The organism is Pseudomonas sp. Marseille-Q1929 (genome assembly GCF_017316265.1).
Taxonomy (GTDB): Bacteria; Pseudomonadota; Gammaproteobacteria; order Pseudomonadales; family Pseudomonadaceae; genus Aquipseudomonas.
Map to the genome: position 1 here is coordinate 171212 of NZ_JAFLWU010000004.1, position 22022 is coordinate 193233.

18 protein-coding genes, 1 tRNA gene and 1 pseudogene are annotated in these 22022 nt (G+C 57.9%); 5 read left to right on the forward strand and 15 right to left on the reverse strand.

Going from position 1 to position 22022, the window contains the following annotated elements; genetic code table 11:
- The first annotated feature begins 336 nt into the window (after positions 1–336).
- Entirely contained in the window at positions 337–1632 is a 1296-nt protein-coding gene (locus tag J1G37_RS08235; RefSeq protein ID WP_026136539.1) for an OprD family porin, read from the forward strand.
- 73 nt (positions 1633–1705) lie between these two features.
- Here J1G37_RS08235 and J1G37_RS08240 read toward each other — a convergent pair whose 3' ends face one another.
- From J1G37_RS08240 to J1G37_RS08280, 9 genes are all read right to left on the reverse strand, one after another.
- Positions 1706–3835, reverse strand: coding sequence for a M48 family metallopeptidase (locus tag J1G37_RS08240; RefSeq protein ID WP_207041044.1), 2130 nt, complete (start codon positions 3833–3835; stop codon positions 1706–1708).
- A 66-nt stretch (positions 3836–3901) separates the two neighbouring features.
- Positions 3902–5467 carry a M48 family metallopeptidase gene (locus J1G37_RS08245; protein WP_207041046.1) on the reverse strand — a complete coding sequence of 522 codons (1566 nt, stop codon included), beginning with the start codon at positions 5465–5467 and terminating at the stop codon, positions 3902–3904.
- A 12-nt stretch (positions 5468–5479) separates the two neighbouring features.
- Positions 5480–5845 carry a hypothetical protein gene (locus tag J1G37_RS08250; RefSeq protein ID WP_207041048.1) on the reverse strand — a complete coding sequence of 122 codons (366 nt, stop codon included), beginning with the start codon at positions 5843–5845 and terminating at the stop codon, positions 5480–5482.
- Positions 5846–5883: 38 nt separating this feature from the next.
- Positions 5884–7227: a CHASE2 domain-containing protein gene (locus J1G37_RS08255; protein ID WP_207041050.1), complete on the reverse strand. Its 1344-nt coding sequence runs from the start codon at positions 7225–7227 to the stop codon at positions 5884–5886.
- A gap of 140 nt (positions 7228–7367) precedes the next feature.
- Positions 7368–9797, reverse strand: coding sequence for a TonB-dependent receptor (locus J1G37_RS08260; RefSeq protein ID WP_207041052.1), 2430 nt, complete (start codon positions 9795–9797; stop codon positions 7368–7370).
- 100 nt (positions 9798–9897) lie between these two features.
- Positions 9898–10845: a FecR domain-containing protein gene (locus J1G37_RS08265; protein ID WP_242551481.1), complete on the reverse strand. Its 948-nt coding sequence runs from the start codon at positions 10843–10845 to the stop codon at positions 9898–9900.
- Positions 10845–11345: a sigma-70 family RNA polymerase sigma factor gene (locus tag J1G37_RS08270; RefSeq protein ID WP_207041053.1), complete on the reverse strand. Its 501-nt coding sequence runs from the start codon at positions 11343–11345 to the stop codon at positions 10845–10847. Before J1G37_RS08270 ends, J1G37_RS08265 begins: the two co-directional genes overlap by 1 nt.
- 228 nt (positions 11346–11573) lie before the next feature.
- Positions 11574–11864: a type II toxin-antitoxin system RelE/ParE family toxin gene (locus tag J1G37_RS08275; protein WP_207041054.1), complete on the reverse strand. Its 291-nt coding sequence runs from the start codon at positions 11862–11864 to the stop codon at positions 11574–11576.
- Positions 11827–12093 (reverse strand): ribbon-helix-helix protein, CopG family, encoded by a 267-nt coding sequence (locus tag J1G37_RS08280; RefSeq protein ID WP_124526174.1) that lies wholly within the window; start codon positions 12091–12093, stop codon positions 11827–11829. The genes J1G37_RS08275 and J1G37_RS08280 overlap by 38 nt, the downstream gene beginning before the upstream one ends.
- A 356-nt stretch (positions 12094–12449) precedes the next feature.
- On the opposite strand from J1G37_RS08280, the gene J1G37_RS08285 reads away from it, so the two are divergent.
- On the forward strand, positions 12450–12842 hold the full coding sequence (locus tag J1G37_RS08285) for a hypothetical protein (RefSeq protein WP_207041055.1): 393 nt from the start codon (positions 12450–12452) through the stop codon (positions 12840–12842).
- A gap of 126 nt (positions 12843–12968) precedes the next feature.
- Positions 12969–13244, forward strand: coding sequence for a hypothetical protein (locus J1G37_RS08290; protein WP_207041056.1), 276 nt, complete (start codon positions 12969–12971; stop codon positions 13242–13244).
- Positions 13245–13389: 145 nt separating this feature from the next.
- Here the strand turns inward: J1G37_RS08290 and J1G37_RS08295 are convergent, their stop codons facing one another.
- Positions 13390–13827, reverse strand: coding sequence for an Eco29kI family restriction endonuclease (locus J1G37_RS08295; protein WP_347402337.1), 438 nt, complete (start codon positions 13825–13827; stop codon positions 13390–13392).
- On the opposite strand from J1G37_RS08295, the pseudogene J1G37_RS08300 reads away from it, so the two are divergent.
- A pseudogene (locus tag J1G37_RS08300) lies at positions 13802–14276 on the forward strand (phage portal protein); the annotation flags it as partial. The gene J1G37_RS08295 and the pseudogene J1G37_RS08300 sit on opposite strands and share 26 nt — an antisense overlap.
- A 292-nt stretch (positions 14277–14568) precedes the next feature.
- Positions 14569–14883, forward strand: a complete 315-nt coding sequence (locus tag J1G37_RS08305; RefSeq protein WP_207041058.1) for a colicin E1 family microcin immunity protein — start codon at positions 14569–14571, stop codon at positions 14881–14883.
- A 26-nt stretch (positions 14884–14909) separates the two neighbouring features.
- Here J1G37_RS08305 and J1G37_RS08310 read toward each other — a convergent pair whose 3' ends face one another.
- The 5 genes from J1G37_RS08310 to J1G37_RS08330 form a co-directional block, all read right to left on the reverse strand.
- Positions 14910–16127, reverse strand: coding sequence for a colicin-like pore-forming protein (locus J1G37_RS08310; RefSeq protein ID WP_207041059.1), 1218 nt, complete (start codon positions 16125–16127; stop codon positions 14910–14912).
- Between the two features lie 785 nt (positions 16128–16912).
- Positions 16913–16988 (reverse strand) — tRNA-Thr (locus J1G37_RS08315).
- Between the two features lie 108 nt (positions 16989–17096).
- The gene (locus J1G37_RS08320; protein WP_026136536.1) at positions 17097–18473 is read right to left on the reverse strand and encodes an HlyD family type I secretion periplasmic adaptor subunit; all 1377 of its coding nucleotides are present in this window, start codon (positions 18471–18473) and stop codon (positions 17097–17099) included.
- On the reverse strand, positions 18463–20616 hold the full coding sequence (locus tag J1G37_RS08325) for a type I secretion system permease/ATPase (protein ID WP_017734865.1): 2154 nt from the start codon (positions 20614–20616) through the stop codon (positions 18463–18465). The genes J1G37_RS08320 and J1G37_RS08325 overlap by 11 nt, the downstream gene beginning before the upstream one ends.
- Positions 20617–20661: 45 nt before the next feature.
- On the reverse strand, positions 20662–22014 hold the full coding sequence (locus J1G37_RS08330) for a TolC family outer membrane protein (protein ID WP_207041060.1): 1353 nt from the start codon (positions 22012–22014) through the stop codon (positions 20662–20664).
- Between the last annotated feature and the right edge of the window lie 8 nt (positions 22015–22022).

The following is a 22022-nucleotide window of genomic DNA, read 5'->3' on the forward strand; positions in this document are numbered from 1 at the left end:
GGATTCCCAAATGTATCGGCTTTGAAATATGTTACAGGATGTGTTTAACGACCCGGTTGAGAGGGTTTTTTGTCGTTTTCAGAAGCGCTGTAGGCCGTTGCTTAGAATTATTTCGCCTAAATACAGACGATTCGCGAAATTGACACATAGTTCCGGGCGCGACTAGGATTGCGCCCAACGCCTGTGGCTAACAGCCATGACTCATCCAATAAAAAAAGGCCTGCGGCAGTTCAGTCGTCCGCGGGCCTTCTTTTTTCCGGGAAAAGTCGATACCAGAAAGCAATACGGAGCCTGGTGTCATAGCGCGTACTCAACCAGTAATAAGGAATATAAGAAATGTTGAAGCAACGGATGAGTCTGATCGCTCTGGGGATTTTGAGCGCATCGACAGCAATGGCCAACGACCAGGAACAATCCAAGGGTTTCGTTGAAGACAGCCACCTGAACATCGCGGCACGTAACGCTTACATTAGCCGTGACTACAAAAACCACAACCAGGACAAAGCTGAATGGGGCCAAGGCTTCATCGGCAAGTTCGAGTCCGGTTTCACCCAAGGCACCGTGGGTGTGGGTGTGGACGTACTGGGCCAATACGCTATCCGTCTGGACGGTGGTAAAGGTCGCAGCGGCGGCGGCGGCATCGACTTCTTCAAGCAAGGCGACAGCGGCGCTGCAGCCAACGACCTGGCCAAGGGCGGCGCAGCCGTGAAGGCGCGTATCTCCAACACCGTACTGAAATACGGTCAGCAACTGCCGAACGTACCGGTCCTGGCCTACGACAGCGGCCGTCTGCTGGCGGAAACCTACGAGGGCACCTCGATCGTTTCCAAAGAAATCGCCGGCCTGCAACTGGACGCTGGTCATTTCACCAAACAAGGCCGTAAAAGCGCCGAAGGCAGCGACAGCGGCCACCTGAAGAGCATCGACTACGTCGGCGGTAGCTACAAGTTCACCGAAAGCCTGTCGGCCGCGCTGTACGCTTCCGATATGCAGGACGTGCTGAAGAAGCAATACGTCAACGTGAACTACGTGCTGGCCCTGCCAGAGAAGCAGTCGCTGACGTTCGACTTCAACGGCTACAAAACCAAGCTGGACAAAGATTTCGCCCAGCTGACCCAAGGCGATCAAGACGCCCGCGACAACAAAATCTGGAGCCTGGCGGCTACTTGGGCTGTTGGCGCACACAGCTTCACCGTCGCTCACCAGCGCAGCACCGGTGACACCGGCTACCTGTACAGCGGCTACCACCAGGACAACAAGAACAGCGGCATCGGCGACGGTGGCAACACCATCCTGTTGGCAAACTCCTACTGGTCTGACTTCAACGGCAAGGACGAGCGTTCCTGGCAGGTTGGCTACGGCCTGGACTTCAGCGCCTACGGCGTGCCTGGCCTGAGCTACAACGTGGCTTACGTGCGCGGCACCAACATTGACGACGGCACCAACCGCGGCAATGGCACCGAGCGTGAAATCTTCAACCAGTTCAAGTACGTGGTTCAGAGCGGCCCAGCCAAAGACCTGAGCCTGCGTGCTCGTGCCTCGTGGTTGCGCGTTTCGAACAACGCCAGCAACTACAACATTGGCGGTAACGAACTGCGTCTGTTCGCTGACTACCCGATCAACGTTTTCTAAGTGATCGGCTGTAGCGCCTGATTTCAGGCGATAAAAAACCCCGACTGGTTCGGGGTTTTTTTATGCCGCGGGATCAGTCCTCGCGGTGTTGCAAAATGCTGCGGGCCAGTGCGGCGTTCTTGTAGTCGAGCATCATCGACAGCCCTTCGTAGGGCTCGATCTTTTTCCCGTCTATGCACAACTGCGCCATCAGCAGCAGCACCTGGCGCTTCTTCTTGTTGACCCTTACGCCGGGTACGCCGAATGCGGTCTTGCGTGTTTCGGGCAGCGGCGCCTCGGGTGTCAGCTGTAGCGTCACCCAGATTCCCTGGACGAACTGCAAGGTGATCTCGTCGATATGCTCGATGGGCAGCGGCTGCGCCAGATTGTTGAACACAAAATGCTCTGGCGTGAGGCGCAAGGCGGTCTGTGGCGCGCGCTTGAAGCGGCGGATGCCCAGCCACAGCAGGGCCAGGCCGATCAGGCCAAGGCACGCGCCTGCGCCAAGCGCTGACAGCGGGGTGCTTTTCAAGCGTTCAGGCACCAGCCAGACGCGGCTCACGATAAACAGCCCGGCCAGCGCAAAGGGCAGGCCCGACACGGCCATCAGCGCGCCTCGCCACGCGCCGCCTTCGTGCAATTCACGCTCGCCTTCGGCCGACGCCGCCAGGGTTTCCAACAGATGGGTGTGGGCAGATTCTTCGTGCGCCGCCACCGCGATCAAGTCCTGCGTCAATTGCTCGCGCAGTATGTGTGGCGCGCTGAAGCAGGCGTCGAGTTGCCCGTTCGCTGCTTCGGCGTCCACGGTGCGTGTGGCGCTGTGCATCGCGTCTTCCAGCGGTACGTGCAGGGCCTGCAAGCGCTCGCCATTGGACGGATGGGAATCGGTTGGGTGTGGCTGATGAATGTCCAGCGCCTCGGCTGGCAGGTGCAACTCAGCGCCTTGCAGCGCGTTGAGCACGGCAGCGGGCAGGTCGCGCTCAACGGCGTTTTCGCACGCTGCCATCAGCGCGTCGTCGAGAGGCGCCTGCAACACCGAGATCCGCAACAACGCCGAAGCGGCAGCCGCATTGCCCACCAGCCGTGCGCCGGCGGCATCCGCGAGCAACTCACGCTCGCGGCTCCAATGGTTCACCGCATGATCAAAGCGCTGCATGAAAAACATGCCGAGCATAAACGACGGGCGCATCAAGCGGCCTTGGATCGGGTCGCTGGCTGCCATTGTTTCGAGCAACCCACAGAGGCTGCGGTGGACCCCGTCGTAGATCGGCAAAAAACGCAGGCTGTACACGGTGTCGTCGCCGGCAAAGTGCGCCAGTTCATGGCCGATCACTGCGCCGATTTCCTCTCGGTCCAGCAGCCCCAGGTAGAGCAACGGGATATGCAGGGTGCGCCCGCGCAACAGAGTTTCGGCCGGCATCACCAAGGCGTCGCTGGAGGTCACGTAGAAGCCTTGGGCCAGGCTCACCACGATATGCTCCGGTGGCAACGCGCCCAGCTTGGCCGCCAGCTCATCGACGTGGCGCCACAGGCCCGGCGCCTGTTCCGGCGTGACGCGCTGCCCGAACATCTCCAGCGGCTCGGGCTCGAACATCGCCAGCATGGGCCGCAGTTGCTTGAGCAACAGCCAGATCGAATACAGGCAAAACGCAGCGACGACCCCGAGCAGGCCCATCAGCTTCATAACGCCGCTGCCAAGTCGACCCACGTGCCACAACGCCAAGCCCTCAAATACCAGCACCAACGCGACCGTCGCGGCCATCGCCACCACATGGCTCACCAGCACATAGGGCAACAGGCGGCTGCCGAGGGAGAACACCTGCAACAACTTCTGCCGCGACTGCTGCGCGCGGCGTCCGGCCCAGTGGGTGCCGGCGAGTGCGGCCAGGCCGATGAGGGCCGCGAGCGACCCGAGGCCAATCACCCACGGCGCCAGTGCGTGCAGGACGCGGTTGATACGATGGGCGGTGGGCAGTTCTGCTTCGGTTTTTTCCACCCGCGCGATGGCCTCTTGAACGGTGATGAGGCCTTCGGGTGGGGGGATTGCCGATGCGGGTTGTCTGGCTGCTACCGCTTGCAGTGGTTGTTTGTAGTTCGCAAGGTTGACGCGCAATTCAACCAGCGCCGTTGCGGCGCGGTCAGCCCGCTGAAGCTCCCAACCGCCAAGGGTGGCCAGGAGCAACGGGAAAACAACCAGCAGGCAGATCAGCTTCAGGGCGTTCATGGGAGTCCGTTCACAACGCGGGAAATTTTCCGGTTATACCGAAAAGCCGCGTTTAAGGGATACCCGTCAGGCCTTCACCGGCGCCAGTTTCTTGCAGTTCTCCTTGCGCGTCGGGTACTGCTCGCACTTGCGCAGCACGCTTTGCACCTGTTGCGCGTTCTGCATTTGCTGGTTGGCCAGCAGCTTCTCGGTGATGAACAGCTCTTCCGAACCGAGGTGACGCTCGGCTTTGTCGATCATCGCCAGCGCCGATTGCCCATCGCCGCGCTTGAGGTGGTAGCTGATCATCAGGTCATAGGTCGAAGGGCCGGCCAGCGACCAGTCCTTGATCGCCTGCAACTCTTTGATCGCCTCGCTGTTTTTGCCCTGGGCCAGGCGCACGGTGTAGGCGGTGCGACGGATGCCCGGTTGATCCTTGACCGGCGAGGCCAGCGCCTTGCGCACAAAACTGTCGGCATCGGACACCTTGTTTTTCTCCAGGGCGTCGATGGCGAAATACGCGTCCTTGTAGCCCTGCATGGCCTTTGCCACTTGCGGCGTGTTCTTCATCGTCGTCCAGCTTTGCGGGCTGACCCGGGCGCGGCGTTCCTGGCGGTATTCGCGCTGCAAGTACTGGCGCAGCTCGGTGTCGCGGTCCATCGCCGACATATGCGAGCGGTTGAAGTATTGGGTGGTGGCGGTGATGCCGGTGGTCAAACCGTCCTTGACCAGCACGTCCAGCTCTTTGGTGAACTGGTTGAGGTTGAACTGCTGCAACGAGTCCTGCATGGCGTTCTTGCGCGCGGTGAGAAAGCCGGTGAGCAACGGTTTTTGCTTGCCCTGGAAGTCATTCAAACGCTCCAGGCTATGGGTGGCGGCGCGGGGCGCGTAGCCGGCGCGGATCATCAGGTCGGTGCCGAGCAAATCGGCCTGGTCTTCCTGGCTGCGGCCCCAGGCGGTGCTCCACACGTGGTCGGAAAAAGTGTTGGCCAGCGTGGTGTACAGCACCGTGTTGCCGATGGTTTTCTGGGTGCCGGCCGGGTCTTTGCTGAACACTTTCATGGTGCCGGAGCTGCGGTCGATGCCGGTGTCGGCAGCCATAGTGGCCAGGGCGACCGTGGAGGCGACGGTGGTGAACATCTCTTTTTGCTGCTGGAAGGCGGCCATGCGGTCATGGTGATGCAGCAGCACGTGGCTCATCTCGTGGCCGAGCATCGCGGCGATTTCATCTTCGCTGCCGACGTTATCGAGCATGCCCAGCGGCACGAACAGATTGCCGTACGGGTCGGCCGACGGCCCGAAGCCGTAACTGTCGGTGATCTTCACCTGCAACGTCGGCAACTCGCCCGGCCAGCCCTTGGACAAGCGCGTGACGATGCCCTGCAAGTACACCTGCAACATCGGGATATCCACCAGGTTCTGCTGGCGCGCTTCAGCTGCTGGCACCGCGCGGCCGTCGTAGCTCAAGCGTTGCTGGCTCTGGCGTTGCGGGTCGAGCTTGTAGTACTGGCGCACGTCGGTGTTGTCCACGTAGTGGCCCTGTACCCTGGATTGGGTCGAAGGGCCCACCAGGTTCATGAATGCCTGGTCCGCACCTTTCAATGTCGCGCAACCGCTCAGCAGTGCGCTGGCCAGCAATAGATATCCCTTCACCGCCACGCTCCTTTATTGATTGCAGCCCGCACCAAAACCGATGGTCGAGGCGTTGCGGCTGTCTTTGGTCTGGCTCTTGGTCAGGCCCTGGCAAGGCAGCTCGACGATATTGAGCGGCGGCACGATGCGCAGGTCCATGGTGTCCAGCCAGACCTTCTGGCCGGCCAGTTCCACCTGCACCAGGTCCAGCGCCTTGTTGTACTGCAACACCGGCACGGGTTGGCTGGGCGTGTCTTTTTTCGGCAGCTCGCGCTGTTGTTTGCCCTGCTCATCCAACACCGCCACCGGGTCGGCGAGGAACGCCATGACGTTGTGGGTTTCGGCCCAGGCGCCTTGAGTGAACAGGGCGGCGAGCAATACGATCAGGTGTTTGTTCATCCTTGGGTTCCTTGAGTCAAAAAAACACAGCGGTGCCTTCAGCGATCGCGGTCGAACCAGGCTTCGATCCGTTCGCTGAACAGCACCAACGACAGCAATACAATGCCCAGCACGTTGACCGGGGTGATGTGGTTCAGGCTCAGCAGCACACTCAGTGCGATGAGCACCGACATCACCAACAGCCACGATGGGCATGGCGACGTGAAAAACCAGATTTCCTGGCGCCGCCAACGGCTCCAGGTGCGATAGCCCGCCAGCCGCCGCGCGTGCAGCGCCTTGAGCAGGGCGATCAAGGCGAGCAGGCCGATCTCGACAAAATCCAGCCAATGGAAGGGCAGGCCGGGCAGGTTGGCGGGCTCGTGGTCGTAGTCCATGCCGTCATTGATCAGGTTGTCGAGGGCCATGGCGTGCAGGTACACGCCGGGGAGTTGGCCGTGGACCGGCGACTCCACCAGGTCGCCGGTGGAGGTGATGTTGGCGCCGACCATCACTAGGCGGTCGTGCAGCAATTCGGCGATCAGTGCCTGGTCTTGCGGGTCGCTGACTTCCAGGTCGCTGGCCGCCAACGTCAGCGTGTAGGGGCAGCGCGCCTGGGCCGAATCGTCGAGTTTCCAGAACACCGCCTGGAACAACTGCACCACCGCTTCCAGCAAAAAATGCCGCGCTGGCGCGCAATGGCCGATATCAGCGATGCGTGCTTGTTGCGGCGCGAGTTTCAGGCCCCATTGCACGGCGATGGGTTGCATCTGTGCGGCGACCTGCGCATCCACCGGCGGCTGTTTGCACGGTTGCGTGGAACAGAAGTATCGATACATCGCCAGGGCTGGCGTTTCCATCAGCCCGATCGGCGTGTTCACGGCCAGCGGGTACTTGTCGTCCACGCCTTCCCACGCCACCAGGCCCGGCCGGCTGACTTCGACAAACGGCGCCAGCGTATTGGCCTGGCCCGCCTCGCCGCGCACCACGCCGGTATTGGCCAGCCACAACGGGATGCCTTGGCGTTGATAACGCTCGAACACATTTGCCAGCAACTGGCTGCCCCGCGCCGGGTCGCCGAACGAGTGGTCGTGGCTGTAGAGCAGGTCCACAAACACCGCCTTGGGCTTGTACGCGAGCAAGCGCTTGAACAGCTTGCTCTGCTCGCCGTAGGGCATCGGCCAGGAAGTCTGGTTGCGCATCAGGTAGGCGTCGTCGATCAAGATCACGGCCACCTGTTGCTGGCCGGTGCTGGGGTAATTGCTGGCGAACAGACGGTTGAGCCACTGCGAGGAGGCTTTGTCACTGGAACTGGCCAGGCCGAACGGATCGAGAATCGCCAGCAGCACGATAAATGCGGCCAGCCAATAGCGGCGGTATTTGAACAGCGGGGCGTTCGACAACATCCGTGTCTCGATAGAAAGCACAAGCAAGACAGGGTTTTTAGCGGAGCGGGGAGGGGGTGTCAATTGGAAAAGTGGCTAAGTGCCATTGCGCTAGGCCAATCCAAACCCCTCGGCCAGTCTGTGGCCGAGGGGTGTAGCGGTCAGAAATTCCAGCGCGTGCTGAGCATCACGTTGCGCGGGTCGCCGTAATAGGCTGAGTTATAGAAGCCGATGTTGGTGTAGTAGGTCTTGTCGAAGACGTTGTTGACGTTGAGCGTGGCCGAGACGTTGTCGGTGATCTGGTAGCGGGCCATCAGGTCCAGCAGCCACAGCGGTTCCTGGGAGAAGTTGTCCTGGCTGCCGGTGGTGTAGTTGTTGGTCAACAGCTTCCAGCCGGTGCCTTGCCAGCGCACGCCGCTGCCCAGGGTGAGTTTGTCCAGCGCACCGGTCAGCTTGTAGCTGGTGTAGAGGTTGAACTGGTCTTCCGGTTCCCAGGTGGACAGCTTCTCGCCCTGCTTGTCGCGCATGATCTTGTGGGTGTAGCCCGCCTGCAATTGCCAGCCGGGGGCCAGTTCGCCGGAGATTTCCGCTTCGTAGCCCTTGGTCTTGGATTCCACGCCTTTATAGGCGCCGTACAGCCCGGGGATGGTTTCGGAGACATAGCTGTCGTCGCTGACCGCGCGGTTGTCCTCGTGGATTTCAAAGTAGGCGAGGCTGGCGTTCAGGCGGCCATCGAAGAATTCACCCTTGAGCCCGATCTCGTAGTTCTGGCCTTCATCCGGCTCCACCGGTTTGTTGTTGAGGTCGCGGTATTCGCGCTGCGGCAGGTAGATCTCGGTGTAGCTGGCGTAGGCCGAGAGGTTGTCGTTGAGGTCGTAGGTGAGGCCGGCGTAAGGCACGACCTTGCCGGTGTCTTTGACCTGGCTGGTGCCGGTGACTTCGAAGTTGTTGACCCGGGTGCCGAGCATCAGGTGCATGGCGTCCGTCACGTTGAAGCGGGCGGTGACATAACCGGCGCTCTGGCGGGTGGTTTCGTCGTTGTAATTGGTCATCGGGCCACGGCCTGGTTCTGCGGCGTCGCCATCCCAGGGGAAGTAGTCGTGGCTGTTGCCGTTGACGTGGACGGCGGCGGTGTAGTCCTTGCCGGTCCAGCGCGAGCGCGAGACCGAGGTGCCGACCACCAGTTCATGTTCGCGGCCAAACAGGCTGAACGGGCCGGTGGCGTACAGGTCGCCGGTGTCGCTGGTGGTTTCACCGTAGTAGGCGCGCGTCAGCATCATGGCTTTGCCGGTGGTCGCATTCGGGCTCAGCAGCGCGGAAAGCGGTGCGTCGTAGCCGTTGATCTGGTGGTTGTACTGCGCCTTGCCCACCCAGCCGTTGGCGAATTCGTGTTCGAGGGTGGCGAAGCCGGTGCGTGTGTACTGCGCCCACGAGCTGAACTTGGCGCCGTTGTTGAACGAACGCGGTGTGTGGATGCGGTTGCCGGACAAATCGTACAGCGCTGCCGAACCGGACCAGCTGGAGCCCTGCGGGTTGCTGTCCTGGTAGTCGGCGCCGACGGTCAGCAGCGTGTCGGGGGACAAGTCGAATTCCAGGATGCCGTAGTACACAGCGGTCTGGCGCTGGTAGTGGTCGAGGAACGAGTGCTTGTCCTGATAGGCCGCGACGGCGCGCCCACGCACGTTGCCCGACTCGGTCAGCGGGCCGCTGACGTCCACTTCCGAGCGATAGTTGTCCCAGGAACCCGCGCCCAGGTCGATGTAGCCCTTGAACTCCGATGTGGGTTTTTTGCGCACCATATTGATGGTGCCCCCCAGGCCGCCGGCGCCGGTGAGCAGGCCGGTGGCGCCCTTGAGGATCTCGACGCGGTCGTAGATCACCGTGTCGGTGAGGGTGTGGCCGGAGGAGTACTGCGCATCCTGCAGGATCGGGATGCCGTCGTACTGGAAGTTGCGAATGGCAAAGCCACGGGAGTAGTAGGACGTACGCTCACTGTCGTAAGCCGCGACGGTGATGCCCGGCGTGTGGCGCATCACGTCGTCGAGGGACTTGAGGCTGAAGTCGTCCATGGCCTGGCGGGTTACCACGGAGATCGACTGCGGGGTCTCCCGTGGGGTCAGCACCAGTTTGGTCGCGGTGGCGATGGTGCCCGGGGTGTAGGAGCCGCTGCCTTCGGTCACGGTGCCCAGCTGGTTGGTGGTGACTTCGGTGGCGCGCAGTTGCAGTGGGCCATCGCTGGTGCTGGCGACCAGCACATAACCGCCATTGCTCTGGCGTTGCGCCGCCAGGCCGCTGTTGGCCAGCAACCGCGCCAGGCCCTCTTCAACCGTGTACGAGCCCTTGAGCCCTTCGCTGGTGAGGTTGCGCGTCTGCTGGGTATCGAACGAAATCGTCACGCCCGCCTGCACGCCGAATTGGGTCAGAGCGTTTCCTAGCGAGCCCGGCGCAATCTCGTACGCGGCTTGGCTCTGGGCATGTGCGGGCGTCGCGTTCAGCGCCAGCGCGGGCAGGCTGGCAAGGGTCAAACCAAACAGCGCCAGGCGCACGGCACGGGCCATGGCCGTCTTGGCGGTAAGAGGAAGCGGGAGCATTCGATTGTCCTTGCGTGGTCTTGGCAGAGAGCCGCTGTGTGCGCGGCTTGTGTCATTGACGGATGAGAATCGAAATCAGCAAGGTTGCTTGTAGGTTTTTTTACAGGGCTTCGACGCTGACCCAGTAGCGCGTCAGGTACGTCACTTTCACCGGTAGGGATTTGCCCAGGTTTTGTAGGACGGTGTCAGTGTCATCAATCCGAAATGCGCCGGAGATGCTCAGGTTTTGTACCGCCGGCGCACAACGCAACACACCGGGGCGGTAGCGGCCCAACTGGGTGATGAAATCCCCGAGGCGCCAGTCGTCCACGCTGAGCATGCCCTGGACCCAGGCGGTTGAGCCTTGGGGTAACGGACGAGGGCGGCCGATGGCATCGCGGTCGAAGCTGACTTGTTGGCCGGCTTCCAGGGTGAGTCGTTGCGTGTCATTGCGGCGTGGGCGGACTTCGACAGCGGCCTGTTCGACGCCCACTTCGGTGTGATCGCCCCATTGGCGCACGCTGAATCGGGTGCCGAGTGCGCGCACGTTGCCATCGCTGGTGGTCACGCTGAACGGCCGCTGGGCCGGGTCCCTGGCGGTTTGCACGAGGATCTCGCCCTGGTACAGCTGGATCAGCCGTTGCTGGCCGTCGAACTGGATATCCAGCGACGTATCGACATTCATCTCCAACCGCGTGCCATCGTCCAGTTGCAGCGACCGCCGCTCACCGGCGTGGGTGCGTTGCCCGGCGAGCATCGAGCGATACGGCACCTGCTCCACCGCCAGCCAGGAACCTGCGCCAACGGCCATTAGCATGCCGAGAATCTTCAATACGTCACGCCGTTGCTGCTGCGCCGCCCCCAACCCGGAAAGCGCCGCCCGCTGCGGCATTCGCGCCCACTGCTGTTGCAGCGCCTCCACCCGCGCCCAGGCCGCCGCATGCTGCGGGCTCGCCTGCAACCACGCCTGCCAGGCGCGGGTACGCGCTTCGTCGGGTGCGCCGTCATTCAGCTGCACGTACCAGGTGGCGGCGGCTTCCAGCGTTTTCAGATCCAGCGGCGCCGCCATCAGGGTTCGACCAGCAACAGGCACTGGGTCATGGCGCGGATCAGATGATTCTTCACCGTCGTTACCGACACCCCAAACCGCTCTGCGGCTGCCACGTAGGTCAGGCCTTCGAGCTGCACCGCGAGGAAAATCTCCCGGGTACGTGTGCCCAATTCATCGAGCAGGCTGTCGATTGCCAGCAACATCTCAATGATCGACAAGCGCACCTCCGGCGACACCGCCACCGGTTCTGGCTGTTGTGCCAGCGCGAACAGGTACGCCTGCTCGATCGCCCGACGGCGGGATTTGTCGATCAACAACGAGCGGGCAATCGCACTCAGGTAGCCGCGAGGTTCACGGATAGGCGCCGTGTTGCGGGCCGTCATGACACGTATGAAGGTGTCCTGCGCCAGATCGGACGCATCCGCCGCATTGCCCAGACGCACGCGCAACCAGCCTTTTAGCCAACTGTTGTGTTCGCTGTAGAGCTGATGAAGCGCGGAATGATCGAGGGGCGACATGAGCGGGCCATTGGGGAGTAAATGGTAATGGCTCTCATTATTGTGATGGTGGGGTATTTAGGCAAGGGGCATTCGATGCTGGATGAGCGGTGTCGAGTCAATTTAAAATTGCCTTTCTTCATACATCAGAAACCACAAAGCCCCGCGTGCGGGGCTTTGTACTGTGGCGCTGAATCGTGACCTACTGACTTGTAATCAGTAGGTCCTCTTGCTTGAACGTTTTACGTATCACCAATCTTCACGACGCTGCGAATGCTGATGAAGAATTCGAAACACGATCACTCGATCACCTTGCAGGCTGTACGTAGCCCGATACGGGTAGGTAGTGATGATGAGCTCCCGGCAATCGGGGCTTGGAGACGCTTTACCCGCGTTAGGGAAGCGCTCCAGCATCTCCAGACTGCTGAGAATATGGAAGACGGCAGCCTCCCCCAGCTCAGCGCCAACTAATGCTTCGTAGTGCTCGTAAATTCCATCCAGGTCACTTTCCGCTTTGCTGCTTAATGCGATCTTCGGCACGTTTTACCCACTTAGCCTTTACGGCATCCAGATCAGTGACGTTGCCGGCTGCAGCATCCTCGATGCCTTCTTGCACAGCTTTGAAATGCCAGGATTCATCGGCCATATAGCGACTCAAAGCCCGCTGCAGATGGTATTGACGATCTCGGTCGGTCGCGTGTGCCAGTTGATCCAACTCGTTGGCAAGCTCGGGCTTTACTCGGAAAGACAGAACGGGAGAGGCTGCCATAACGTTGCTCCATACATATTCTGTATACGCTGTGTACACGGTATGCAGACGTTAGGCTTTGGGGGGGTAGGTGGTCAATAGCTGTTTGTCGGTTGGGTGTGGCGGGGGTAGAAACAATAAAGCCCCTGCGTTTGTGCAAGGGCTTTGTTCTATTTGGTTCGGCACGAGGAGTTGACTCAATATGTAACTATCTGATTTTGATGGGCATTGTCTATAACGATGGTAAAGAATGATCGGATGTATATGGATAATGAGATACGGCCGATTAGGCAGTTGTTTTCGCAAGTAAATGAACGGCTTAGAGTTGAAAGGAGGGTGACTTGGAATGTGTAGAATACTGCCAATGAAAGCTGTCTTTGAGCAGTTTGTTGAAGCCTGGTTGTGAGTTTATTTTCATAAAGGTTATTCGATTTTTTCATAAAATACTGTCATTTATTACAGGTGTTCTTTGGTCTGAATTGGTTATCTTGTTGATGTTGTACCGCATTATTCAGAGGGTATTTATTATGAAATATATCGGTGATAAACAAAATGCAATGAATAATCCGCCCCCAAATATTTTCGATCATATCGACAAGTATCCGATTCTGATCGTTTATGACTTACAAGGGCAGCGCTTTGAAGGCGAGAAGGTGTCATTAGAGTATGATGGAGACAAAACACAATTGTGGTTTTTAAAAATCCGACTTCCTTCGGGGGAGGAAAAAATTTTCACTCAACATGAGATTTCAGCGATTCGCCATTATTGAATCGGGGTAATGGGGATTGGGGTAATGGGACAGTCCCCATTACTCCTCCATGCGTGGGGGGCATAGGAAATAAGCGTTATTTCAAATTGTTTTGCATGCCTGTTATTTTTGACAGTTGTACGCTCTATGTTGATGGCCGAAAATAAATTTCGTACGGTTGCCATAGTTAAAATGGCTAGCAAAAAAGTTAAGGTGATTAAAATCCTCGTGGGTATTAACAAAGAGTATGTAGGTGATGCGCTTGCTAGAAATTATAAGTTTGATCGGGCAGTATTCTTAGGGTGTGAAGATGATTGTATGTTGTTTGATGTGTCTGCCCCTGAAGGGCAACTTATACGTCTCCCGTCTATTGAAGGGTTTTCGGTAGTTAATACGTATGATCTCAAGGCGCAGATGAAATAGTTGGTGCTTTAGTTATGTTAACTGGACGGCCTGCTCTTACATTTTTAAGTGGTGTTAACGGAAGTGGGAGCGGGCCCCTTTCTCTGCTGGAAAATCCCGGACCGCAGGTGCATTGAGGCGAACCGAGATTCCGTGGAGCGACTATCTAATCCTGAACAGGTGGGTAAGCCTTATCCACATCAGGATTTAGCTGCCTCATATCAGCCATAAAATGGTCATAGATCTGTACAGCGTCTTTGTATGCTGGGTTTTTTACAAAGTGGTTGGCTATCTGATCGAGAATAGGCTCGTAAGGCTTCTGATCCTGATCGCTAGAGTTCGCCCCTTCCCGGCCAGGGTGTAACGTGTCCCATGGCGAGCGCTTATTGGCTCGGGTGCTTGAGCTATCGCGGTGTTTCCCCAAACCAAAGCAAATTTTTGTCTCCGAGTTCCAAATCGGCGTGAAGAACTTGATCAAGTAATCTTTTGCTGATTTTTGAAAGCCTGTCTGCACGATCAGAAAGCGGCATTCAAAATCCTCAATGGAGAGAGAAATAGGGACAGACCCCTTTGATCCTGCGCTGTTGCTCAACGAATCGGCCACGTTGTTTCGGCGGCGGTACTACAACAACGGCGCGCATGCGGGGTTCTTCTTCTACACCAATGACCCGAACCTGTCGGAGGCGGATGAGGAACGGATGCAGGCGCAGATTGGGGCGAGCAAGGGCGTGGTGAATTTTCGGTCGTTGTTTGTGAATATTCCGGGGGGCAGGGATAAGGCGATTCAGATTATTCCGGGGGGGGGATATTGCGACGAAGGACGAGTTTGAGCGGATCAAGAATGTTACGAGGAATGATGTGATCGCGGCGTGGCGGATGAACCCGGCGTTGGCGGGGTGTATGCCGGAAAATGCGGCGGGGTTTGGGGATGTGGAGAAGATTGATCGGGTATATACCAACAATGAGATACGGCCGATTCGGCAGTTGTTTTTGCAAGTGAATATGAGGCTCAGACATGATCGAAAAGTTGATTGGCAGAGCTTGATTGCTTGAAGGTATTAATTGGAAATTTAACGAATTGTTAGCGATTTCATAAAGTTTTTCCTTGGCCAAGCGTTTTGGTTCGGAGAGGGAGAAGTAACACGCGCCTTTAGGTAATCAGCTTAGGCGAGTTATGAGCAGGGGTGTGGAGTAGCATTATGGGGTTCGGCCAAATAGTGGCCAGTTTGGCTCACGATGGAAATCTGGCCAGATCTTCGATGAGTGTAGTAGTCTTGTAGGAACAGAGGGCTAGATTCCCTACGGTTAATTTTGCTTTAAGCGTTTTGGTCAAGGATTGGTAAACATGGAAAAAAGTTACTTTTTCAAGAATTTAGTCATTGGGGTTGTCCTTTGTTTTATATGTGTATTCGTTTTTAAGTCGAATGATAATGCAGTTGTGTTTTTTATTGTGTCTGGCGTAAACGCATTTTTGTTCCCGCTCTCAAAGCGCTTAGTAGAAGATACTGTGTTCCGTTATACGCAAAAGGGGTTTTGGGAGACGGGTCCATCAAGGACGGCAGCTGCTAATGGCGGTCACGCGATTTTGTATTTGTTTTATTTTGCATTTGCCATTCCGTTGGGAATGTTTTTTCTGATGTTGTTTTACATGAAAAAATAGCGCTGCCGTATAGGCAGCGCGATTTGTTACAGTGCTTTAATGAATGCGTTTAGGTCAGCGGCTAGCTTGTCATCAATCGCTGCACCGGTAGCTGCAATCAGAGCAGCAAACGCTATGATGCCTAGGGGGGTTACAGCAATGAAGCCGAACATTGCACTCACCAAGGCTGTTGCTGCTACGCCAAGGGCGATTGACTCGATCTTCACAAAGAACGGTTTCCAATCGCCTGAGTTCATCGATTTGTTGAACTCAACAATGCTGTCTTTGAAGTCCATTGCAGGACCGACATAACCGAAGCCTCTACTGAACTTGGCGGCTGCTTTGCTAATGGCGTCAAAATCCATTGAGTCAATGTATTTAGCAGCGGCCGCCCTGTCTTTAGCGCTGAATTTTTTATTGATATCGTTTTTATATTTGTCGAATGCTTTGAATGCATCCTCGGCACTGCGAATGTTCTTCCCTTTAGCGCTATCTGCCAAGTTACGTGATAGCGTTGCCGATTTTTCACCAAACTTGCCTGCCACCTCTGTATAAAATGCTGCCGTAGCTTTGATCGCTACTTCAATGTCAACAGGCTTTTTGGCAGCATCGGCAGCGGCTTTGTCGGCGGCAGCCTTTGCTGCGATTTCAGCGGCAACTCGAGCCTCTTCGGTTTTAAGTTTAACCTTGTTCGCGAAGTCAGCGAGGTCATTTAGTCGTTTAATTTCATAAGCAGCCTTAAGTGACACTAGCCAATCAAGATAGCTTTGTTCAGGGAGTTGAATACGATAACTGATCAGCCCGGCAGCTCGCTCAATGAATGCATTGACGGGGCGGTCGAAAAAGTTTTGTTTGTAAAAACTATTGGCGACTACTTGGAGTGAAATAATATCCAGGGAAGTCTGTGAGGTGATTTGGTTTAGAGAAGCGATTTCGCTTGTCATACTCGCAACTCTATCCTCTGAATTAACTCCCTTTGCTTGTTTGTCGCCTTGGATTTTTTTTTGAACATCCGCAGGTATTAATTCACGTTTGGCTGCGTAATCAGACTCTTGGGCTTTGACTGCGTCGTTGATAAGTACACCGTATTGCTGTCTAACAATCCTTCTGTCCTCGATAATGACGTTGCGTTCCATCGGGCTATTCGCAAAATCATTATAACCACCGCCCCCGATGGGACCGCTACTGAATGTTTGTTCCTTGTAGGCTGTAATCACCGTCGAGCCAATTTCAAGCGGGTCACCAGAAGCTCCACTGCCGCTCATAGTTGTTCTCCATTTTTTGTTTTCATTGTGATAACGGACTGTTGTTTAAAATGCATATCCGCAAAACAATGAGTACGCAGTGGAAAGTTATTCCGAGCAGTAACTGTATTGCCAGAGACCTTCGCCACCACGAAGGCAGCAGTACGTTTTAAATTAGCCAAAATTAATATCCTTATATTGGACACAATATGTGCCGCTATTCCTTTAAAGGGTGTTCCCCTTGGTTTCGGCCTCGCGGTTCAACAACTCACGAGGCACAGCGATACTGTACGCATGAACAGTATTTGCGCGCAACAAAATTATGCGTTTATGCATGTTTTGTGATTCGTGGCAGCGATTTTTACCTGTCCTTCGTGCTTTTTGATCAGAGGCAATAGCGGAAGCGAGCAATCTGCTTGGCGTCGATTGGGTCTTGAGGCGGGTTGGGTGTGACCTTGAACATGGCGAAGCTCCTTTAGCGGTTCAGGAACTGCCAATCGCACTTCCACATGAGTGTGGCGGCTGTGTGCAGGTGTGGAAGACCGGGGCTAAAGGAACCCGGCGCACCGAAGTGCCCCGCACACAGCCGCCATAACACAAGAATACAGGCGAAAAAAACGCCGTCAGGTGTTCATGGGCGTTTGAGCGCCTTTAGCCATAGTACGGACCTCCACATCCGGCCGCTGATTTTGCAGCGGCTGGGGGAGGCTCACCGGCTTGTTTAGCTGGGGCGCCAGGCGTGGACAGAATATGAACACCCCAGAAACAACAAAGCCCCTGCATTTCTGCAGGGGCTTTGTTTTGTATGGTGCCGGCACCAGGAGTCGAACCCGGGACCTACTGATTACAAGTCAGTTGCTCTACCAACTGAGCTATACCGGCGTGTTGGGCGACGATTATAGCGACTGCCAAGGTTCTGTAAACCCCTGAAATCTGACTATTTTTGCGAAAACCCAAGTTTTCGCATCACCACCCCCTATTTCCCCGCAATCAACGCTCGTGCATCGCCTCGGCCCGGGACTTGATGATCGGTTTGAGCAGGTAGCTCAGGATGCTCTTCTTGCCGGTGATGATGTCCACCGAAGCCACCATCCCGGGGATGATCAGCAGCGGTTTCTCGTCTGTGCCCAGGTGGCTGCGGTCGGTGCGCAGTTTGATGATGTAGAAGGTGTTTTTCTTCTCTTCATCCATCACGGTGTCGGCGCCGATCTGTTCGAGTTTGCCTTTGAGGCCGCCGTAGATGGTGTAGTCGTAGGCGGTGAATTTGATCATGGCTTCCTGGCCGGGGTGCAGGAAGGCGATGTCTTGTGGGCGGATCTTGGCTTCTACCAGGATCGTGTCGTCCAGTGGCACCACTTCGGCCATGTCGCTGCCGGGCTGGATCACGCCGCCGACGGTGTTGACCAGCATCTGCTTGACGATGCCGCGTACGGGCGAGGTGACCATGGTGCGGCTGACGCGGTCTTCCAGGCCTTTGGAGGTGGCTTGGGCCTTGCTCAGCAGGGTGCGCGCTTCGTTCAGCTGGGCGAGGGCTTCGCTGCGGAATTTGCCGCGGGTTTCGTCGACTTTGCGCTGCACTTCGTTGATCGCCGCCTGGGCGCGGGGGATGGCCAGGGTGGTGCCGTCGAGCATGCCGCGGGTTTCCACTTCCGAGCGCTTGAGGCGCAGGACTTCTACCGGCGAAATCGCGCCTTGGGCCACCAGAGGTTCGGACATGCCGATCTCCTGGCGCAGCAGGTTCAGGCTGTTGCGGTACTGGTCCTGCTTGGAGCTGAATTCACGCAGTTCTTGCTGGCGTTGCAGCAGTTGCTGTTGCAGCCCGCCAATTTCGTCGGCCAGTTGCTGGCGGCGGCTGGCGTACAGCGACTCTTCGTTCGACACCTGGTTGGGCACGGCTTTGCGCGCAGCGTCGGTGATCTTCAGCGGGCGGTCGTCGACTTCCGCGCTGAGGCGTTCCACACGCAGTTCCATGGACACACGCTCGGCTTCGGTTTCGCCGACATTGGAGGCAAAGCGCGTGTCGTCCAGGCGGATCAGCGGCGCGCCGGCTTCGACGATCTGGCCTTCGTGCACATAGATCTGGGCGACGATGCCGCCCTCCAGGTTCTGGATCTTCTGGATGCGCGACGACGGGATCGCCTTGCCTTCGCCCTTGGTCACTTCGTCGATGATCGCGAAGTGCGCCCACAGCAGCATGAACACGAAAAAGCCGATCACGCCCCAGATGGTCAGGCGCACGATGCGCGGGGCGTCGTCGATCAGGGCTTTTTCGACTTCGGGCAGGGGCTGGTCATCCAGCGAGTCGCTGCCCTTGAAGTAGCGGAAGATCACATCTTTCCAACGGCCTGGGCCGGACTTAAGCAACACTGATCTGCCCCTTTTTCAGCGCTTCCATGACGGCCGCTTTTGGACCGTCCGCGAGTATCTGGCCACGGTCGATCACCAGCAGGCGATCCACCAGGCTCAACAGCGAGGCGCGGTGGGTGACCAGAATCACCGTCTTGTTTTCGATGACGGCTTGCAAGCGCTGTTTCAGGCGCTCTTCGCCGGTGTTGTCCATGGCGCTGGTCGGTTCGTCGAGCAGCAGGATCGGCGGGTTCAGCAGCAACGCACGGGCCAGGGCGACGTTCTGGCGTTGGCCGCCGGAGAGGTTCTGCCCGCGCTCGCCCACCTGCAACTCGTAACCTTGCGGGTGCAGCCTGGCGAATTCATGCACGCCCGCCAGTTCGGCGGCTTGCAGCACCATTTCGTCGTCCACGTAGCGCGCACCCGAGACCAGGTTGTCACGCAGGGTGCCGGCCAGCAGTTGGATGTCCTGGGCGACGTAGCCGATGTTGTGGCGCAGTTCGCTGACGTCGATCTGGCGGATATCCACACCGTCCACCAGCAACGAGCCGGAGTCCGGCTGGTACAGGCCCACCAGCAGCTTGGCCAGCGAGCTTTTGCCCGAACCGCTGCGGCCGATGATGCCGATTTTTTCGCCCGGGCGAACGTTCAGGTTGATTCCGCGCAGTGCCGGGTTCTGCTGGTCCGGGTAGGTGAAGTTGACTTCGCGGAAGGTCATCGCGCCTTGCAGCGTCTTGCGGCTGAGGGGGCGTTCGTCGAAGTTGCGTTCCTGCGGCAGCTCCATCATCTGGTCCACCGAAACCATCGTCACCTTGGCTTGCTGGTAACGCGTCAGCAGGCCCGACAACTGGGCCAACGGGCCGAGTGCGCGGCCGCTGAGCATGTAGCAGGCCACCAGGCCGCCCATGCTCAGGGTGCCGTCGATGATCTGGTACACACCGAAAATGATCATCGCCACGCCGGCGACTTGCTGGATCAGCAACGTGATGTTCATCGCCAGGCCCGACAGCACTTTGACCCGCAGTTCCAGGCGGCTGAGGGTGCCAATGGTTTGTTCCCACTGGTATTGGCGTTCGCTTTCGGCGTTGTTGACCTTCACCGCATCCAGCCCGGCGAGGGTTTCGATCAGGCTCGACTGGCGCTCGGCGCCCAGGGCCATGGTGCGCTCAAGTGTCGCGGTCAGCGGTTTTTGCAGGAAGTGGCCGATCCCCAGGGCGAGCGGGAAGGCGACGATGGGGATCCACACCAGGTGGCCGCCCAACAGCGCGATCACGCCGAGGATGATCAAGGTAAACGGCAAATCGATCAGGCTGGCGAGGGTCAGGGACGTGAGGAAGTCACGCATCCCCTGGAACTCGTGGATGTTCGACGCATAGCTGCCGACGCGCGCCGGGCGCATTTTCATCGACATGCCGACGATGCGCTCAAACAGCGTCGCCGAAATGATCAGGTCGGTTTTCTTGCCTGCCAGGTCCAGGCACAGGCTGCGCATGCTCTTGAGCAGCAGGTCGAACAGATAGGCGCCGCAAATACCGATGGCCAGCACCCACAGGGTGGCGGTGGCCTGGTTCGGCACGACGCGGTCATACACGTTCATCACGAACAACGGCGCGGCCAGGGCGATCAGGTTGATCACCAGGCTCGCGGCGATGGCGTCGGCGTAGAGCCAGCGTGAACGCTTGAGGGTGTCTTTGAACCACGAGCGAGCGCGTGGGATCAGGGTGCCGCTGGTTACGTCAAATTTATGCTGCGGCTGGGCGAAGAAAACCCGACCGCTGTAATCTTGACTCAACACTTCACGGCTGACGTGGACTTCGCCACCGTCACTTTCGCTGAGCAGCAGGCGGGCGGTATCACCCTCCCAGCCCAGCAGCACCGCACTGCGCCCTTCCTTTAATAGCAGCAAGGCCGGCAATGCGATGGAGGGGATCTGTTCCAGCTTGCGTTGCAGCAACCGCCCCTGCAAACCCGCCCGGGCGGCTGCGCGCGGCAGCAGGTCGGCGCTCATGCGCTGGCCTGCCAGCGGCAAGCCGGTGGTCAGCATGGCCCGGCTGGCGGGCTTGTAATGCAGGGAGCAGAGAGCCAACAACCCATCTAGCAATGGGTCGTCATGCTGAGTGCGCGGGTCATGGTTGAGTTGCGCCACACCAATTTCAGGATCCAAGCTGACTCTCTCTTAAGCGGTTTTGTGGTTCAACGCCGTCAAGAATCAGTTCATCCCTGGCAGGTTTACCGACGGTTTAATATCGTTTTGCACAACTGATGCCATCGGAGCAACCACGCCCTGACTTTTCAGCAGTTGGCCCATGTCGGCCTTGATACGGTACTGCGTGTAGATATGCAGGCTTTTGATCTGGGCCAAACGCTGCTGAGCGGTGAACAGTTCGTTCTCGCTGTCGAGCAAGTCGAGCAGTGTACGCTCACCCAGGCTGAACTGCTGCTGGTACGAGGTGCGAACTTTGGTGCTGCGGTCCACGTATTGCTGCGCGATCGGCACCTGCTGGGTGGCGTTGTTGTAGGCGTTCCACGCCAGGCCCAACTCTTCGTTCAACTGGCGCAGGGCGTTGTTGCGGATATCCAGCGCCTGGGTGGCCTGGGAAGCCTTGGATTGCAGGCTGGCCTTGTCGCTACCGCCGTTGTACAGGTTGAACTGCATGTTCAGCATCGCGGAATAGCCATTGTCATGGCCTTCGTCGCCGCCGACGTTGTTGTTGGCGGAGCGTTGCAGCACGGCATCAAAACGCGGGTAGAAGGTCGACTTGGCGGCTTCGTACTGCTTTTCAGCGGCGGCTATGTCTGATTCGGCCGAGCGCAGCACCGGGCTGTCGGCGATCATCTGGCGACGGGCTTCATCCAGGCTGGCAGGCAGCGCGGTGACAACGCCCAATGGCTTTTCAAGTTGATCGGGCTCTTTGCCGACAACGCTGAAGAAGTTGGTGTTGGCGTCTGCCAGGTTGGTCTGCTCGGTGATCAGGTTGTTTTGCGCTTGGGCCAGACGGGCTTCGGCCTGGTCCATGTCCGCCATTCTTCCGACGCCGCGGCTGGTGCGCAGTTTGATCTGGTCAAAAATCCGTTCGTGGCTTTTCAGGTTGTCTTCTGCCAGTTGCACCATCTCGCGACGGGTCAAGACATCCAGATACACCTGGGCGACGGTCAGCGCGGTGCGCTCGGAAGTGTTCAGCAGTGCATAGCCACGGGAGTTGGCGGTGGCTTGTTGGCGGCCGACTTCATTGACGGTGCCAAAGCCCTGGAACAAATTTTGTTGCAGGCGGATGGTCGACTCGCCGCGGTTCAGGGTTTTCCAGTCATGGCTGTTGCTGGCGGCGCGGGTCGAGGTGTTGTCGGAGCTTTCGCGGCCATAACCACCCAACAGGTCCACTTTAGGCAGGTAGCCGCCCTGGGCTTCGCGGACCTGATAGTCGGCGGCAATGCGCGCATTGATGGCAGCCTGGATCTCAGGATGGTTCTGCACCGCGTCTTGCATCGCTTCCGGCAGGGTCTGGGCCTGGACGAAACTGGCGGCTAGAGCAAACGGCACGGCTTTGAAAAGGTGCAAACGCATTCTGATGT

Bases quoted from the DNA above. Each gene is read 5' to 3' on its own strand.
- J1G37_RS08235 (WP_026136539.1), top strand. From the start codon at position 337: ATGTTGAAGCAACGGATGAGTCTGATCGCTCTGGGGATTTTGAGCGCA.
- J1G37_RS08240 (WP_207041044.1), bottom strand. From the start codon at position 3,835: ATGAACGCCCTGAAGCTGATCTGCCTGCTGGTTGTTTTCCCGTTGCTC.
- J1G37_RS08250 (WP_207041048.1), bottom strand. From the start codon at position 5,845: ATGAACAAACACCTGATCGTATTGCTCGCCGCCCTGTTCACTCAAGGC.
- J1G37_RS08255 (WP_207041050.1), bottom strand. From the start codon at position 7,227: ATGTTGTCGAACGCCCCGCTGTTCAAATACCGCCGCTATTGGCTGGCC.
- J1G37_RS08260 (WP_207041052.1), bottom strand. From the start codon at position 9,797: ATGCTCCCGCTTCCTCTTACCGCCAAGACGGCCATGGCCCGTGCCGTG.
- J1G37_RS08265 (WP_242551481.1), bottom strand. From the start codon at position 10,845: ATGGCGGCGCCGCTGGATCTGAAAACGCTGGAAGCCGCCGCCACCTGG.
- J1G37_RS08270 (WP_207041053.1), bottom strand. From the start codon at position 11,345: ATGTCGCCCCTCGATCATTCCGCGCTTCATCAGCTCTACAGCGAACAC.
- J1G37_RS08280 (WP_124526174.1), bottom strand. From the start codon at position 12,093: ATGGCAGCCTCTCCCGTTCTGTCTTTCCGAGTAAAGCCCGAGCTTGCC.
- J1G37_RS08290 (WP_207041056.1), top strand. From the start codon at position 12,969: ATGTTGATGGCCGAAAATAAATTTCGTACGGTTGCCATAGTTAAAATG.
- J1G37_RS08305 (WP_207041058.1), top strand. From the start codon at position 14,569: ATGGAAAAAAGTTACTTTTTCAAGAATTTAGTCATTGGGGTTGTCCTT.
- J1G37_RS08310 (WP_207041059.1), bottom strand. From the start codon at position 16,127: ATGAGCGGCAGTGGAGCTTCTGGTGACCCGCTTGAAATTGGCTCGACG.
- J1G37_RS08330 (WP_207041060.1), bottom strand. From the start codon at position 22,014: ATGCGTTTGCACCTTTTCAAAGCCGTGCCGTTTGCTCTAGCCGCCAGT.